The following is a 15826-nucleotide window of genomic DNA, read 5'->3' as shown; positions in this document are numbered from 1 at the left end:
TCATTTGAGTACTAATAAATTAATTTTTGTTTTCTTCTTCTTCTTCGTAAGCCTATCTTTATTGGCTCAAACGGCTAGAATAAAAGGAGTTATTTTAGACAAAAACAATCAACCCGTAGGTAACGTAAATGTTTCTTATTCCAGTATTGGCACTCAATCCAATAAAAATGGATTTTACGATCTAAAAGTTCCTGCGAACCAAAAAGTAACGCTTGTTTTTACGCATGTTTCGTTAAAAAAAATAACAATAACTTTTTCTTTGGATTCCAATGAGCAAAAGGAATTCAACCCAGTGATGAGTGATCAGGAAGAACAAATGGGTGAAGTGATTGTGACGTCCAATAATAGAAAGCTGATTCAAGGAATTTCTACAATTGAGCCTGAGGTTATCCGAAAAATTCCAGGAGCTAATGCCGGTATCGAAAATATTTTAAAAACCTTACCTGGAGTAAACTCTAATAACGAATTGAGTACACAATATGCCGTGCGCGGTGGAAATTATGACGAGAATTTAGTTTATGTAAACGAAATTGAAGTTTATCGCCCGTTCCTGATTCGTTCGGGACAGCAAGAAGGTTTGAGTTTCACTAATACTGATTTGGTACAAAATGTTGATTTCTCAGCGGGAGGTTTTCAAGCTAAGTTTGGAGATAAATTATCCTCGGTTTTAGATATTACATATAGAAAACCAGTTAAATTTGGCGCAAGCCTTGAAGCGAGTTTTCTTGGCGGAAGCCTTTCTGTTGATGCGGTTTCTAAAGATAAAAAATGGTCTGTGGTAACGGGAGTTCGATATCGAAACAACAGCCTTTTGGTGAAAAGCCAAGAGACACAGACGAATTTTACGCCGTCATTTGCAGATATTCAAACCAATATAAATTATCAGGCCTCGGCTAAATGGCAGTGGAGTTTTTTAGGAAATATTTCTCAAAATAAATACCAATATCAGCCATTGACGAGACAGACTACTTTTGGAACCATAGATAATCCTATGGCACTTACTGTTTTTTATGAAGGTCAGGAAAAGGATAAATACGATACGTATTTTGGAGCTTTAAAAACAACATTCAATGTTTCTGATAATTTTACGTTGAAATTCATCGGTTCTGTTTTTCATACTTTAGAACAAGAATATTTTGATATTTTCGCCCAATACCGTTTAGGCGAAGTGGATTCCAGTATTGGGTCAGAAACTTTTGGAGAAGTCGCTTTTACAAGAGGAATTGGTTCGCAGCTGAGTCATGCCAGAAATGATTTGGATGCACTAATTGTAAATACCGAGATAAAAGGATTCCACGACTGGAAAGAAAATCAATTTGAATGGGGAATTAAATATACGCGGGAATCCATTCGTGACAGAATAATAGAGTGGGAGGTAATTGATTCGGCTGGTTTTTCATTGAATCCACCAATTATTGATTTGCCTAAAAATGATCAGCCGTATTCGCCTTACACCGGACCGCTTGTTCCGTATCAAAATATTCGAGCGACTAATTTTAACTCTATCAATAGATTTTCGGGTTATGGTCAATGGAGTTTGAAATCGAATATTGGTTCGAGTGAAGTTTGGTATAATGCCGGCGTGCGCATGCACAATTGGGAAGTTATAGGGGCTACTACATCGGGAAAATCCCAAATTACTTTTAGTCCCAGAGCGCAATTTGCCATAAAACCAGATTGGGAGAAAGATATGGTTTTTAGACTTTCAGGAGGATTATACCATCAGCCGCCATTTTACAGGGAATTGAGAGGTGCGGATGGAATGATGCAACCCAATACTAAGGCGCAACAATCGGTGCATGTTGTTTTTGGGAATGATTATAGTTTTAAGATGTGGGATCGTCCTTTCAAATTGGTTTCGGAGTTGTATTATAAATCGCTGACAGATGTAAATACGTACACGATTGACAACGTTCGCATTCGTTACTCAGCCAATAATAATGCAACAGCCTATGCTCAAGGATTAGATGTTCGCTTGAACGGGGAATTTGTACCCGGAACGGAATCTTGGTTTAGCTTTGGCTATTTAAAAACTGAAGAAAATAGTGATGATAAAGGATATATTGCCAGACCTACAGATCAACGACTGAAATTTGGGCTTTTGTTTCAAGATTATATGCCTAATATTCCAAGTATAAAATTGTACTTGAATTTGGTTTACAATACTGGATTGCCAGGAGGTTCGCCATCATATGCTGATCCTTACTTATACCAAAATCGATTGAATGATTACCGCCGTGTGGATGTTGGTTTCTCCAAAGTTTTCATAGATAACACTACAAGAAAAGAGAATAATACGGGTTGGTTCAAAAACTTTAAAGAGTTGGCGATAGGATTAGAAATTTTTAATCTTTTTGACAATCAAAATGCCATTACGAATACCTGGGTTCGGGATGTATATTCGAAAAATCAATATGCAATTCCTAATTATATGACCACCAGAGTTTTTAATGTAAAATTGACTGCGAAGTTATAAACGTTAAGAAGCGGTAAAGTTTAACCCAATTTTAATTCGTTAAATCAAGTATTGAATGGCGTTACCATTTTTAAAAATGATTACATTTGAATTTTAATAGTACAACAACATGAAAAAACTACATATCACAATATTAGGAATCGCAATTTTGCTTTTAACCAGTTGTAAAGAAGAGGTTGAAAAACCAAAAGTTACTTACGATGGAGCGAGTAGGGCTAAAGAACTAGCCAAAGCGGATTCTACCCAAATACAAATCGCCGATTTGCCACTTCAAATGGAAGGAACGGACTATTTGATTCATCCCGTAGCTGATTTAAGCATTCGTGAGAAAGGGATAAAATCGAGATATGGTTCTTCCAGTGTGAACGATTTGAGTTTTACAATATCGAACTATGGTGAATATGAAATCACCGGTTTTTTACAGAATTTAAAATTTCAAAAAGTAGATTCGGATTCCATCAGAAAATTGACAGACAAACCTGTTTTGATTCAAACTGCTACGTATTTAAAATCGGTTGCTGACAAAACCAATAACCAAATTATGGTATATACTATGGTTGACATGGATACGAATAAAGACGGGAAATTAGATACAAGTGATATAAAAGCATTGTATTTAAGCGAAATCAGCGGGGAGAAATTCACTAAAATATCTTCCGATTTTCAGGAATTAATAGATTGGAAATTGATAGGTTCAAAAAATCGTTTGTACTATAGAACCGTTGAAGATACTAACAAAAACGGAGAGTTTGATAAGAAGGATGTGGTGAATTACTACTATATCGATTTGTCAAAAAAAGAATGGAAAATAATTGGTTACGAGCCAGTTTAGTAACACTAATTCTAAATCAAAATATCACTTTCCAAGTCTGATTTTTCAATGGTGAAATCAAATCCCAGTTGTTTTACTAATTGAATAACCAGGTTTTTATACCAGTTTTCGGATTTGGGATGAATGTATATTTTTTCAATCAATTGATTGATATCTACATTGATTTTAAGTCCCTCATTGATTTTGATGTCGCTTTTGCCAATGTCTGTGATAATGCGCACTTCGCCTTCATATTGAAAACTTTTTCGCTTGAATAAAAAAGGAAAAAACATATCATCAAACGGAATGTGTTCTTTTTTGTAATCGATGTAATTTACTTCCCCAATATATTGATTGAAATTAGTTTCTGGAATAAGAGATTCCTGTAATCTGCCAATGGTTGATTGTATCGCCAAACCTTCACTATTTTGGGTGAAAATCTGCCACATAGCAAACGATTCATATTCATTGATATGCCAGCTGCTAATCGCGACTTTTTCCCGATGTGTTTTGTAATAATTTAAAAAGTCAGGATTGTCAATGGAAAGTTTTTTTATTTCCTCAAAAGTGGGTTCGCTAAAAGTGCCTTCATATTGATCTTCAAATTTATCAGATCGCGACATGAATAACTTCTCGGACATTAATAAATCTAAGAATTTAGATAAGTCAAGATATTTCCAAACAATAGTATTTGGGTCTTCAGGTAGTTTTATGTTTTGATTATTGATGTACATTTAAATTATTTAAAAAATTGTCAGGGCAACAAGTAAATAAGACATGTAAAGTTCACCAATTTATTTTAGAATTATGATTTAAGGACTTGTTTTTTTATAATGATTTTTTGTCCATTCAACTTTTCTATTTCATAGCTGTCTTTTTTAAGATTTTCAATTCTCCACAATAAAAAATCACACTCGTCTATAAAATCCGTTGCAGCTAAACCATTTATTGATTTTATTTCTTCTTCTGTAGCTAAATCTTTTGCTGAACTTTCAGAATTGTTGTTTTTACCGACTATTATTAACTTACCATTTTTCAAAAAACAATCGGCATCAAAACTCATTTGTAAAGAAATAGGTTTGTTTGAAAGTTTCAAATAATATTTAGAATTGTTATTGTTTAGAATCATAATTGAGGATAATTGAGAAAAGAATTTGAGCCCGATTTTATTTTCAATATTGGACCTGATTTCAATTTTTAAATCGTCAAATCTTGTGTTGCCTATCATCAAATTATCAAAGCTTAAAGTCTCGTACTTGTTGATTTCCATATTTGAAAGACTCATTGTCAATCGCGAACCAGAAATTATTGCATCTTGATTTTCCTGTTTTAGTTTTTTAAAAAAGGGTTCTTTCTCAGAAACTTCAAAAAAGTCATTATATCCTAAGTCTACTAAGCAATTTTTGAATACTGTTTCATTGATGCTAAAAGTAGTGAAATGTCGGTTGTTTTTATAATTAATGGGCATTTCGAGCATTTCGTCTGAATATTCAAAAGTTGATTTTGAGACGTATAAAAGTTTTTTTTCAAAATCAATTTTCCAGTTCAGCTTGTTGATTGCATTTGCACCTAATAAATAATAATTATTACAAGTCAAAAACGGCATGTCATAAACGACACTTTTTATATTTTTAATTTCGAAAGAGCCAATTGTTACTGTTTCAATCATGGCTTCTGACATTGAGTTTACATTCTCATTGCTGTCAGTGATATTCTTTTTCCCAGCAATTCGTATTTTAGTATCACTTGCTTTCGCAGATGTAATAACTCCAATAGCTGCACCTGTATCTAACACAAAATCAGTTTCGACACCATTTATTTGTCCCTTGAAAACTAATAATGATGATGAAGTAGTAAAGGGAATTGTATCAATTTTGACAGATTGAGCTTTACTTAAAAAAGATATTAAAAAGAGCACTGAGAGTAGTAGATTTTTTCTCATTGGTATTGATTTGATTTTTGAGATTTTAGTTTTCGTAATGTTCGACCGATGAAGATACCACCAATAATTCCTGGTAAACTCCACGCTAAAACTGCGGGTAAAAAAGTGTTATTAATAACAAGAAATGCTGTAAAAGCTGCAATATAAGCTCCAGTCATTCTACCGATATGATTCTTTAATCCGTATAATTTATCAGTTACTTTTCCGGTGTAAGCTTTGTATTCAACGGAACATAATCGCAAACTAATACTTCCAAACAGAATATAAACTATCCCGAAAATTTGTTTTGCTAACATATATTTAAACCCAATATAAAAGAAGATAATACTGGAAATAAGCATTAGAATAGTTAAAAAAGCATCGCCTATTTTAGGTTTTTGACCCAGATGAGCCTTTTTTAAATGAATCATTCGATAGCCTGAAATAGACAGGTAAATTGTAAACACGCCTACTATAAAAAGGAATAAGTTAGGATGTACATACGAAAGGTAGAATGCGCACAAACCAGTTGAAACCATGGCTAAAGTAAATACTTTGCCAAGTTTTTTATGAATGACATCTCCTTTTTTGCGAATTAAAAGCAGCGTTCCTAACAGTAATCCGGTGAATCCGGAAATGATATGAATGGTTAAGATAATTTTGAAAATCATATTTTTCAGTATTAAATTAAAAAGGTTGAGTAAATATATTAGATGTTACTCAACCTTTTTTAAATTTCTTACTGAACTGTAATTTTAACAGTCTGAAGTGTATTTTATGGCAACTTACTCGAAAGACTGCATGGTAACTAATTTATTATATGTCCCATTCATTGCAATAAGTTCCTCGTGTTTTCCTTGCTCCACTATTTTTCCTTTTTGCATTACCACAATCAAATCGGCTTTTTGAATGGTAGAAAGACGGTGTGCAATAACAATTGAAGTTCTGTTTTGCATCATGTTTTCCAGTGCTACTTGAACGAATTTTTCGCTTTCCGTGTCCAATGCTGAAGTTGCTTCATCCAAAATCATAATTGGAGGATTTTTCAAAACTGCTCTGGCAATGGATAATCGTTGTTTTTGTCCACCGGAAAGTTTGTTTCCGCTGTCGCCAATATTTGTATGAATTCCCAATGGCAAGTCTTTCACAAATTCGTAAGCATTTGCAATTTTTAGGGCTTCAATGATTTCTGTATCAGTGGCATCATGTTTTCCCAAAGCAATATTTGCTTTTATAGTATCATTAAACAAAATACTGTCTTGCGTTACTAATCCCATTAAATCACGAAGGGAATGCAGGTTCATGTCTTTGATGTCAATTCCATCAATAGCGATTGTACCTTCATTTACATCGTAAAAACGAGTCAATAAATTGGCAATCGTACTTTTTCCACTACCGGATTGTCCTACAAGAGCAACAGTTTGTCCTTTCTTAACTTGAAGCGAAAAGTCTTTTAAAACATTTTCGTCCTCGTATCTGAAATTAATATTCGTAATTGCGATACTGTCTTCAAAAGTTAATTTTTTAATTGCATTTTCGCTGTCTGTTATCTCATTTTTTACTTCTAAAACTTCAAAAACACGTTGGGCTGCTGCTAGTCCATTTTTTACCGAATAAGAGGCTTTAGAAATGGCTTTGGCAGGAGTTAAGATGTTATAGGCAAGACCCATGTAAGCTAGGAATTTAGCTCCATCAAGTAATGCTTTTCCATTAGGTAATTTGTCAACAAGTACCATTTTTCCACCAAACCAAAGTAATATGCAAATAGTAATGATCCCTAAGAACTCACTTAAAGGTGTAGCCAAGTTGTTTTTTTTACCTATACTGTTAGACAATTTTAAAACTCGGGTAACTGAATCATTAAATTTTTGTTTAAAATTTGATTCGGCATTATAGCTTTTAACAACTTTTAGTCCAGATAACGATTCTTCTACAATCGATATTAGATAACCGTTTTCATATTGTACTCTTTCGGATTTGCTGCGCAGTGATTTACCAATTTTTGATATTAATAGTCCTGAAAGAGGGATGAAAATAAAGACAAACAAGGTTAACTTGAAACTGATTGCAATCATACCAACGAGGGTGAATATGATGGTCATTGGCTCCTTAACAATTAATTCTAAGACAGAAAAAAAAGAATTTTGAACCTCATTTACATCACCTAGCATTCGAGCCATAATATCACCTTTTCTTTTTTCGGAATAGTAGGAAACAGGTAAGTTGATGATTTTGTGATACATTGAATTTCTTAAATCCTTCAATACACCATTTTTAAGATGCATCAAATGATTAGATGCTAAGTAATTAAATAGATTTTTGAATAGGAAAGTTATACTCACTATGGCAATAACTAACAGTAAGGCAAATTCAGGACCATTCTTTTCGGTTAGTAGTGTGATGTTGTAATATAAGTACTCTTTAGAAAATTTGATGATGTCAAAAATTGACTCTAAAACAGGTTTTTCATTGACTTTTTCAGTAGTGCCAAAAAGGACATCCATCATTGGGATTAATGCAATAAAAGACAAGGTGCTAAAGAGTGCGTAAAAAATATTGAATATTACGTTCCAAACCACATGAGAACGGTACGGGTTTGTGAAAGGAATAATTTTTTTGAAATTTGAATCCATTTAAGTTGTTTTTTTATCATCAAGACCCGATAAGTGGAGAACTTATCGGGTCTGTCTGAAAAATCAATTTTGTTTTTTTTTATTAATTCAATTGCATTGAAGTAATAATGTTTTTTATTTTATTGTCCAAAATGCTTTCTACTTCGTTGAAATCTTCAACTGAATCCAATTCCGTATTTACACTGATATAGAATTTTATTTTAGGCTCCGTTCCACTTGGTCTGGCGCAAATTTTTGAACCGTCTTCGGTATAATAAATCAATACGTTCGATTTTGGAATTTCCATTTTGGTTTCCTCATCAGTAAGCAAGTTTTTAGCTATTGAAGATTGGTAATCCTCTACCATGACAACTCGTTGTCCGTTGATTTCTTTCAATGGATTTTCACGCAAATCAATCATCATCTGATTAATTTCCTGTAAGCCATCCATTCCTTTTTTGGTCAATGAAACTAAATATTCTTTGTAAAAACCGTTATCAACATACAGTTGTAGTAGTTCTTTGTAAACCGTGCTTCCTTTTGCTTTGGCTTGAGCCGCAACTTCGCAAATCAATAAAGTAGCCGCAACTGCATCTTTATCACGTACAGCATCGCCTACCATATAACCAAAACTTTCTTCGCCACCACCAATGAATTCCAACTCAGGAAAATCCTTAATCATCTTGGCAATCCATTTGAAACCAGTCAAACCAACTTTGCATTCTACACCGTAATTTGTTGCTAATTCCATCATCATAGGAGTAGAAACGATTGTAGAACCCACAAATTGTTTGCCATTGATTTTACCCGCTTTTTTCCATTGTTCCAATAAAAATGCAGTCATCAAAATCATCGTTTGATTTCCGTTAAGCAACGTCATTTTGCCTTCGTTATTTCTAACGGCAATTCCTAAACGGTCACAGTCAGGATCAGTCCCAATAACAATATCCGAATTTGTCTTGTCTGCCAATGCCAATGCCATTGTCAATGCTTCCGGCTCTTCAGGATTTGGAGATTTAACAGTTGGGAAATCACCATTCGGCACTCTTTGTTCTTCAACAATATTCACATTAGGATAACCCGCTTGCGATAAAGTATCAGGAACTAATTTTATAGATGTTCCGTGCAAAGAAGTGAAAACAATATTCAGATTTTTTTTGGCTTCAGCCGAAGTTCCAAAGCTCGCATTTTCGATAGTCGATTTGATAAAAGCTTCATCAACTTCTGTATCAATATAGTGTATCAAATCTTCATTGGCAGTAAACTTGATTTGATTGTAATTTAAATTCTCAATAACATTGATGATACCCTCATCTTCCGGTGGTACAATTTGTCCACCATCTTGCCAGTACACTTTGTATCCGTTATATTCCGGTGGATTGTGTGATGCGGTAAGAACAATTCCGCACTGACAGCCTAAATGTTTCACTGCAAATGACAATTCTGGAGTAGGTCTCAATTCCGAAAACAAATACACTTCAATTCCGTTAGCCGAGAAAACATCCGCAACTAATTTGGCCAACGTATCACTATTATGACGACAATCGTAAGCAATAACCGCTTTCAAAGGCTGGTTAGGAAATGCAGTATGCAAGTAATCAGAAAGTCCTTGCGTGCTTTTTCCAAGTGTGTATTTATTGATGCGATTGTTTCCCACACCCATAACTCCGCGCATTCCGCCAGTTCCAAATTCAAGATTTTTATAAAAACTCTCTTCCAGTTCTTTAGGCGATGTAGTCATTAATTCTTTAATCGCTTCCTGCGTAGCGGTGTCAAATGTTGGCGTAAGCCACTCATTTACTGCGTCCAAAATGTTTTGTTTGATATCCATTCGATATGTTTTTTAGTTTCTAAATTCGTAATTAAAATTTAAATACAGTTGTTTTGTTTTAGGAGCTATATCCTGCTATCCGCTGTATCTTTTTCTTTTTTTTAAGAAAAAAAAGAAAAAGGATGCCGCTGTTATCAGGGCTAGTTATAGTGTAAACGATAACTATTATCTTTAAATTTAGTTTTAGTTAAATTTATAAAAAATTAACTTCACTCGACACTTTATAACGCTCTTCATTATTTTTTGTTCGCAAAATTATTTCGCCAAGAAATCCGGCCAAAAATAATTGTGTTCCCAAAATCATTGTCGTAAGTGCAATATAAAACCAAGGATTATTTGTTACCAGACTATAGCGCATGTCATTATACATATGATATAGTTTTGAAATACCAATATATCCGGCAAGCATAAACCCGATAATAAACATTAACGATCCCATGGCACCAAATAAATGCATCGGTCTTTTTCCAAAACGAGAAAGAAACCAAATGGTAATTAAATCCAAGAAACCATTGATGAAACGTTCCATACCAAACTTGGTCTCGCCGTATTTTCTGGCTTGATGCTGTACTACTTTTTCGCCAATTTTTCCAAAACCGGCATTTTTTGCCAAAACCGGAATGTATCGGTGCATTTCGCCCGAAACTTCAATGTTTTTCACAACAACATTTTTGTATGCTTTCAATCCGCAATTGAAATCATTCAATTCAACTCCCGAAGTTTTTCTCGCAGCCCAGTTGAATAATTTAGAAGGCAAGTTTTTTGCCACTACGGAGTCGTAGCGTTTCTTTTTCCATCCGGAAACCAAATCATATTTACCGTTGGTAATCATATCATACAATCCCGGAATTTCCTCTGGACTGTCCTGCAAATCAGCATCCATAGTAATAATTACATCGCCTTGTGCTTTTGCAAAACCAGCATGTAGCGCTTGCGATTTACCAAAATTTTTCATGAAACGAACCCCTTTTACATGAGGGTTTTCTTGTGCAAATCCTTCGATAATAGTCCATGAATTATCAGTACTTCCATCATCCAGAAAAATGATTTCGTACGTATAATTATGAGATTGCATCACTTTGATGATCCAGTTGTATAGTTCATTAAGTGATTCCTCTTCATTAAGAAGCGGTATGAGTATAGATAAATTCATTAATTTTTATTCTTGTGTAGATTTGCTTTTAAAGAATGCTGCCAAAATTAATCCGAAAATTGAACTAAAAACAATACTAAAAATAGATCCTTTTAGTAATTCCAATGTAGAATAAGGATTGTTTTCTTTCATTTTTGCTATAGCGTCGTTAATGGCTGATGCTGGTGTACCAAATTTTTGCATCATGTTGACAGTATATTTAATCATTAATTCACTTAAAGTCTCTTTAGCAGAAGGATCAATAAAATTGAATAAAAGAACATTAAAAAGTGTTGAAATTAAAATACCTATTAGTGTAGCAATGAAGTAAGTTGTAAAAGCATCTTTGAAAGAAAAAACATTGTTGAGCTCTTTTTTTGTTTTCGAAAGTAAAATAATTCCCAATGTAAGATAAACCAAAATACTTAAGACTCCAATCCACCAAGAAGTAAACAAATTTAAATCAATAGCGTAAATTGTTGAAGTAATTAATGCAGAAACAATTCCAATTGTTACTCCAAAGGTTATTCCATTCTTTTTAATAATTTCATTTATCATTGTTGATGTTTTAGAATTAATCCACAAATATAACAATTCCCAATATATTCGTAGCTAAAAATCGTTTTTTACGATTATATAAAAAAAGTGATACAAAGATTTGTTTATTGGAAAATAATTGTAAATTTGCAAACTCAAAATAATATTGTAAAACAAAAAGTTATAAGGAGTTTATACCTTTTCTGTTAGAAGAAAAGCTTCAAGACTAATTATAATTAACAAATAAAAAAGATTAACAAGATGAAAAAAGGAATTCACCCAGAAAATTACAGATTAGTTGCATTTAAAGACATGTCAAATGACGAAGTTTTTATCACTAAATCTACTGCAGATACAAAAGAAACATTAACAGTTGACGGAGTTGAATATCCAGTTGTGAAAATGGAGATCTCTAGAACTTCTCACCCTTTTTACACAGGTAAATCTAAACTTATTGATACTGCAGGTCGTATTGATAAATTCAAAACTAAATACGCTAAACACGTTAAATAATTTTAACTCGTTTTCAAATACAATTAAGCCTTCCTTTTTGGGAGGCTTTTTTATTTTTATCTATTTGAAAACTTTGTAACTTTGGTGTCAATATTATTAAAACGGCAGGTTGATGAAATTAATTTTCAAATCAACAAATAACCGAATCAACAAATAAACAATTTTATGAATTACATACTTTTTGACGGACCTTCCAGAAACGCTTTATTGCCTTTTACTTTCACGCGTCCGGTTGCGGATATTCTTATTGGAATCATGACCATTCGTCAAAAATGGGAAATGCGTTTGGGTTCTACTACAACCACATTGACAGAGGAATATTTGTCTGAGAAATTCCCAATGGTAGAATTAGAAGAGAATGTAATGATAAACGCTTCCTTTCTTCCTAATGATGTTTTAGCAGAAATGGTTAGTAATCTGGAACCCAATCAAGCTATTTTCAAAGGAGACGAAGTAATTGCTTTTTATACGAATGATAAGCAGGAAGAAGTAAATTTTGATACCTATGAAATTATTGAATACACTGATGATTGCTTGACTGTTGAGCATACTTGGGATATTTTTTCTAAAAATGATGCAGCGATACGAGAAGATTTTGAATATTTGACGGAGGATAGAAAATCACAACCAATACCAAAAAGTGTCAATGTCATTGCACCTGAAAATATATTCATTGAAGAAGGAGCGAAGTTAGAGTTTGTGACTTTAAATGCTTCTGCAGGTCCTATTTATATTGGTAAAGATTCAGAAATCATGGAAGGTTCCGTAATCAGAGGACCTTTTGCCTTGTGCGAAAATGCGCAAGTGAAAATGGCTTCAAAAGTATATGGTGCTACAACCGTAGGACCTTATTCCAGAATTGGTGGTGAAGTAAAAAACGTGGTGCTTTTTGCATATTCGAATAAAGGGCATGATGGGTTTTTAGGAGATTCTGTTCTTGGCGAATGGTGTAATATTGGAGCCGACAGTAATAATTCTAATCTAAAGAATAATTACGAAGAAGTGAAATTGTGGAGTTATGAAACGGAAGGTTTTGCTAAAACGGGACTTCAGTTTTGCGGATTGATGATGGGAGATCACAGTAAATGTGGCATTAACACCATGTTCAACACAGGAACGGTAGTAGGCGTAAGCGCTAATATCTTTGGCAGCGGATTTCCTCGCAACTTTGTGCCTAGCTTTTCTTGGGGTGGTGCTTCTGGTTTTACCACTTATGTGACCAAAAAAGCTTTTGAAACAGCTCGATTAGTGATGAGTCGCAGAAACGTAGATTTTGATGAAAGAGAAGCTGCTATTCTTGAACATATTTTTGAAGAATCAAAAAAGTGGAGAAAAGAATAATTTCTCATTTTAGATATAAAAAAAGCCTCTTGATAGAGGCTTTTTTATTTTAAGTTAACCTTTTATTGATAAGCATAAATAAGTGACCCATTTTTTATTAAGTTAATTAGGGTGTTGGCATTGTTGTCCGGAACTGAAAAACATCCCCAACTGAATTTACTAAACATCTTTTTTGACGAATGGACTACGATATTTCTTTTCAAAGCATTCGAATTTTTATCATTTTCCAACCCATCTAATCGTAAAGAATATCCCCACATCCCTTGATAGGTCTGTAATGTAAGATAGCATCCTAATGAAGTGGCTTTGCTTCCTTCAATATTGCTAAAAGAACTGGGAGTTAATCCTGTTCCTGAGCCGGAACCATGATCAACATTACTGGTTAGAAGTATTTTGTTGTTTTTTAAATCAATAACGTAGAGCCTTGCTTCGTTGATTGATTTTGAAAAATCAATGAGTGTAATAATATTTTTATTTTTGGCTTTAAAGCCCCATTTTGTTTGTACTTCGCAAGCTTTTTGTACAATTTCTTCATTGCTTTGGGCTGCAATAAACTGGAAAGCGCACAAGAGAATAATTGTTAATGTTTTTGTCATGATCTAGTTTTTAAATTTTCATTCAACCTATAAAAGTTAGGTTTTCGGTTTACGCATCGGTTTTATTTTCTACACCATTCTCCTGTTTTTACATTGTTTAAACAGGGATTACTATTTTCATAATGATTTAGGGATTTGTTGTTTTTAAGATTTAATGTTGTTTCAAATGAAAATATTTTTTGTAGTTAAACGTCTAATTATCAAATGCAAAACTATAAAAAAATACTATTATTGTGCGTTGTTTAAATTTTATATTTCTTTTATTCAAAATTTAAATTGTTATAAATTATTCAATTGTCCAATTCCTGAATTAATCTATCTTTGCACTTTTAAAAAACACTTGCTGAGAAGTCTAATAATCTAAGCAGTCTAAAAATCTAAAAATCTAAATGATTACAGTTAACGATATTTCTGTGCAGTTTGGTGGCACGACACTTTTTAGTGATGTTTCTTTTGCTATAAATGAAAATGATAAAATTGCCCTTATGGGTAAAAATGGAGCAGGAAAATCGACGCTTCTAAAAATTATTGCGGGTCAAAGTAAGCCTTCAACCGGTAATATTTCGGCACCAAAAGATGCTGTTGTGGCCTATTTGCCTCAGCATTTATTGACTACAGATGGTGCGACGGTGATGGAAGAAACTTCGAAAGCGTTTGGAGAAGTTTTTGCAATGAAAGCAGAAATCGATGAAATCAATGAGCAACTAACCATTCGTACTGATTATGAAAGTGATGCATACATGAAATTAATCGAAAGAGTTTCGGACTTGAGCGAGAAATTTTATGCTATTGAAGAAATAAATTATGAAGCCGAAGTAGAGAAAATCCTAATCGGTTTGGGATTTGTTCGTGAAGATTTTAGCCGTCAGACTTCAGAGTTTTCCGGAGGATGGAGAATGCGAATCGAACTTGCCAAAATCCTTTTGCAAAAACCAGACTTAATTTTACTGGATGAGCCTACCAACCACATGGATATTGAAAGTATTCAATGGTTAGAGGATTTCTTGATTAATTCAGCCAAAGCTGTTGTGGTAATTTCTCACGACAGGGCTTTTGTAGATAATATTACGAATCGTACCATCGAAGTTACAATGGGACGTATTTATGATTATAAAGCCAAATATTCTCATTATTTGGAACTTAGAAAAGACAGACGCGTGCATCAGCAAAAAGCGTATGACGAGCAACAACGCATGATTGCTGATAACAGGACTTTTATAGATCGTTTTAAAGGGACATTTTCTAAAACGGATGCCGTTCAGTCTCGTGTTAAGATGTTAGAGAAGCTGGTTATTGTTCAGGTTGACGAGGTGGATACTTCGGCTTTGAAACTAAAATTCCCTCCTGCTGCACGTTCCGGACAATATCCCGTAATTGTAAAGGATTTGTCAAAATCATATGGCGATCATGTGGTTTTTTCGAATGCAAATATGGTTATTGAAAGAGGAGAAAAAGTAGCTTTTGTAGGAAAAAATGGGGAAGGAAAATCGACGATGATAAAAGCCATTATGAAAGAAATCGAAATAAATGGTGGAAGTTTAGAGATTGGTCATAATGCACAAATTGGTTATTTTGCCCAGAATCAAGCCTCTTTATTAGACGAAAATGCTACTATTTTTGAAACTATTGATGATATTGCCGTGGGGGATGTTCGAACTAAAATTAAAGATATTTTAGGGGCTTTCATGTTTCAGGGTGATGATGTGACCAAAAAAGTGAAAGTGCTTTCCGGTGGCGAGAAAACGCGTTTGGCAATGATTAAATTATTGTTGGAACCAGTGAATTTATTGATTCTGGATGAGCCTTCGAATCACTTGGACATGAAAACCAAAGATATTATCAAAGATGCGTTGCGTGATTTTGACGGAACATTAATTTTGGTTTCTCACGACAGGGATTTCTTGGATGGATTGGCGACTAAAGTTTTCGAATTCGGAAACAAAAGAGTAGTAGAACATTTTGAAGATATTACCGGTTTCTTGGCAAATAAAAAAATGGACAGTATGCGAGAGATAGAAAAATAGTCTTTGGTAAGAACAGTTTATAAATACTAAAA

13 protein-coding genes are annotated in these 15826 nt (G+C 33.7%); 5 read left to right on the top strand and 8 right to left on the bottom strand.

Annotated features, from left to right (window positions below; translation table 11 throughout):
* The first annotated feature begins 4 nt into the window (after positions 1–4).
* A complete protein-coding gene (locus tag CLV00_RS15975) occupies positions 5–2476 on the top strand; it encodes a TonB-dependent receptor (RefSeq protein WP_099716102.1) in 2472 nt (823 codons plus the stop codon).
* Between the two features lie 109 nt (positions 2477–2585).
* Positions 2586–3308 carry a hypothetical protein gene (locus CLV00_RS15970; RefSeq protein WP_099716101.1) on the top strand — a complete coding sequence of 241 codons (723 nt, stop codon included), beginning with the start codon at positions 2586–2588 and terminating at the stop codon, positions 3306–3308.
* Positions 3309–3319: 11 nt separating this feature from the next.
* Here the strand turns inward: CLV00_RS15970 and CLV00_RS15965 are convergent, their stop codons facing one another.
* From CLV00_RS15965 to CLV00_RS15935, 7 genes are all read right to left on the bottom strand, one after another.
* Positions 3320–4021 carry a hypothetical protein gene (locus tag CLV00_RS15965; RefSeq protein ID WP_099716100.1) on the bottom strand — a complete coding sequence of 234 codons (702 nt, stop codon included), beginning with the start codon at positions 4019–4021 and terminating at the stop codon, positions 3320–3322.
* 71 nt (positions 4022–4092) lie between these two features.
* Positions 4093–5229: a retropepsin-like aspartic protease gene (locus CLV00_RS15960; RefSeq protein ID WP_099716099.1), complete on the bottom strand. Its 1137-nt coding sequence runs from the start codon at positions 5227–5229 to the stop codon at positions 4093–4095.
* Entirely contained in the window at positions 5226–5879 is a 654-nt protein-coding gene (locus tag CLV00_RS15955) for a hypothetical protein (RefSeq protein WP_099716098.1), read from the bottom strand. Before CLV00_RS15955 ends, CLV00_RS15960 begins: the two co-directional genes overlap by 4 nt.
* A gap of 114 nt (positions 5880–5993) precedes the next feature.
* Positions 5994–7841 carry an ABC transporter ATP-binding protein gene (locus CLV00_RS15950; protein ID WP_099716097.1) on the bottom strand — a complete coding sequence of 616 codons (1848 nt, stop codon included), beginning with the start codon at positions 7839–7841 and terminating at the stop codon, positions 5994–5996.
* Positions 7842–7923: 82 nt separating this feature from the next.
* Positions 7924–9651 carry a phospho-sugar mutase gene (locus CLV00_RS15945; RefSeq protein WP_099716096.1) on the bottom strand — a complete coding sequence of 576 codons (1728 nt, stop codon included), beginning with the start codon at positions 9649–9651 and terminating at the stop codon, positions 7924–7926.
* 193 nt (positions 9652–9844) lie between these two features.
* Complete coding sequence (locus CLV00_RS15940) at positions 9845–10804, bottom strand: glycosyltransferase family 2 protein (RefSeq protein WP_099716095.1); 960 nt, start codon at positions 10802–10804, stop codon at positions 9845–9847.
* A gap of 6 nt (positions 10805–10810) precedes the next feature.
* Positions 10811–11341 carry a DUF4199 domain-containing protein gene (locus CLV00_RS15935; RefSeq protein WP_099716094.1) on the bottom strand — a complete coding sequence of 177 codons (531 nt, stop codon included), beginning with the start codon at positions 11339–11341 and terminating at the stop codon, positions 10811–10813.
* A 240-nt stretch (positions 11342–11581) separates the two neighbouring features.
* Here CLV00_RS15935 and CLV00_RS15930 point away from each other — a divergent pair, with 240 nt between their 5' ends.
* Positions 11582–11833: a type B 50S ribosomal protein L31 gene (locus CLV00_RS15930; RefSeq protein WP_099716093.1), complete on the top strand. Its 252-nt coding sequence runs from the start codon at positions 11582–11584 to the stop codon at positions 11831–11833.
* Between the two features lie 165 nt (positions 11834–11998).
* Entirely contained in the window at positions 11999–13174 is a 1176-nt protein-coding gene (locus tag CLV00_RS15925) for a GlmU family protein (protein WP_099716092.1), read from the top strand.
* Between the two features lie 62 nt (positions 13175–13236).
* On the opposite strand, the gene CLV00_RS15920 is transcribed toward CLV00_RS15925, so the two are convergent.
* Positions 13237–13770, bottom strand: a complete 534-nt coding sequence (locus tag CLV00_RS15920; protein WP_099716091.1) for a murein L,D-transpeptidase catalytic domain family protein — start codon at positions 13768–13770, stop codon at positions 13237–13239.
* Between the two features lie 389 nt (positions 13771–14159).
* Between CLV00_RS15920 and CLV00_RS15915 the strand changes: the two genes are divergently transcribed.
* The gene (locus CLV00_RS15915) at positions 14160–15794 is read left to right on the top strand and encodes an ABC-F family ATP-binding cassette domain-containing protein (protein WP_099716090.1); all 1635 of its coding nucleotides are present in this window, start codon (positions 14160–14162) and stop codon (positions 15792–15794) included.
* Positions 15795–15826 lie beyond the last annotated feature (32 nt).

The organism is Flavobacterium sp. 11, from assembly GCF_002754315.1.
Lineage (GTDB): Bacteria > Bacteroidota > Bacteroidia > Flavobacteriales > Flavobacteriaceae > Flavobacterium > Flavobacterium algoritolerans.
The sequence above is the reverse complement of the archived record's forward strand: the minus strand, read 5'-3'. Positions and strand labels throughout refer to the sequence as shown.

Bases quoted from the DNA above. Each gene is read 5' to 3' on its own strand.
- CLV00_RS15970 (WP_099716101.1), top strand. From the start codon at position 2,586: ATGAAAAAACTACATATCACAATATTAGGAATCGCAATTTTGCTTTTA.
- CLV00_RS15965 (WP_099716100.1), bottom strand. From the start codon at position 4,021: ATGTACATCAATAATCAAAACATAAAACTACCTGAAGACCCAAATACT.
- CLV00_RS15960 (WP_099716099.1), bottom strand. From the start codon at position 5,229: ATGAGAAAAAATCTACTACTCTCAGTGCTCTTTTTAATATCTTTTTTA.
- CLV00_RS15955 (WP_099716098.1), bottom strand. From the start codon at position 5,879: ATGATTTTCAAAATTATCTTAACCATTCATATCATTTCCGGATTCACC.
- CLV00_RS15950 (WP_099716097.1), bottom strand. From the start codon at position 7,841: ATGGATTCAAATTTCAAAAAAATTATTCCTTTCACAAACCCGTACCGT.
- CLV00_RS15945 (WP_099716096.1), bottom strand. From the start codon at position 9,651: ATGGATATCAAACAAAACATTTTGGACGCAGTAAATGAGTGGCTTACG.
- CLV00_RS15940 (WP_099716095.1), bottom strand. From the start codon at position 10,804: ATGAATTTATCTATACTCATACCGCTTCTTAATGAAGAGGAATCACTT.
- CLV00_RS15935 (WP_099716094.1), bottom strand. From the start codon at position 11,341: ATGATAAATGAAATTATTAAAAAGAATGGAATAACCTTTGGAGTAACA.
- CLV00_RS15930 (WP_099716093.1), top strand. From the start codon at position 11,582: ATGAAAAAAGGAATTCACCCAGAAAATTACAGATTAGTTGCATTTAAA.
- CLV00_RS15925 (WP_099716092.1), top strand. From the start codon at position 11,999: ATGAATTACATACTTTTTGACGGACCTTCCAGAAACGCTTTATTGCCT.
- CLV00_RS15920 (WP_099716091.1), bottom strand. From the start codon at position 13,770: ATGACAAAAACATTAACAATTATTCTCTTGTGCGCTTTCCAGTTTATT.
- CLV00_RS15915 (WP_099716090.1), top strand. From the start codon at position 14,160: ATGATTACAGTTAACGATATTTCTGTGCAGTTTGGTGGCACGACACTT.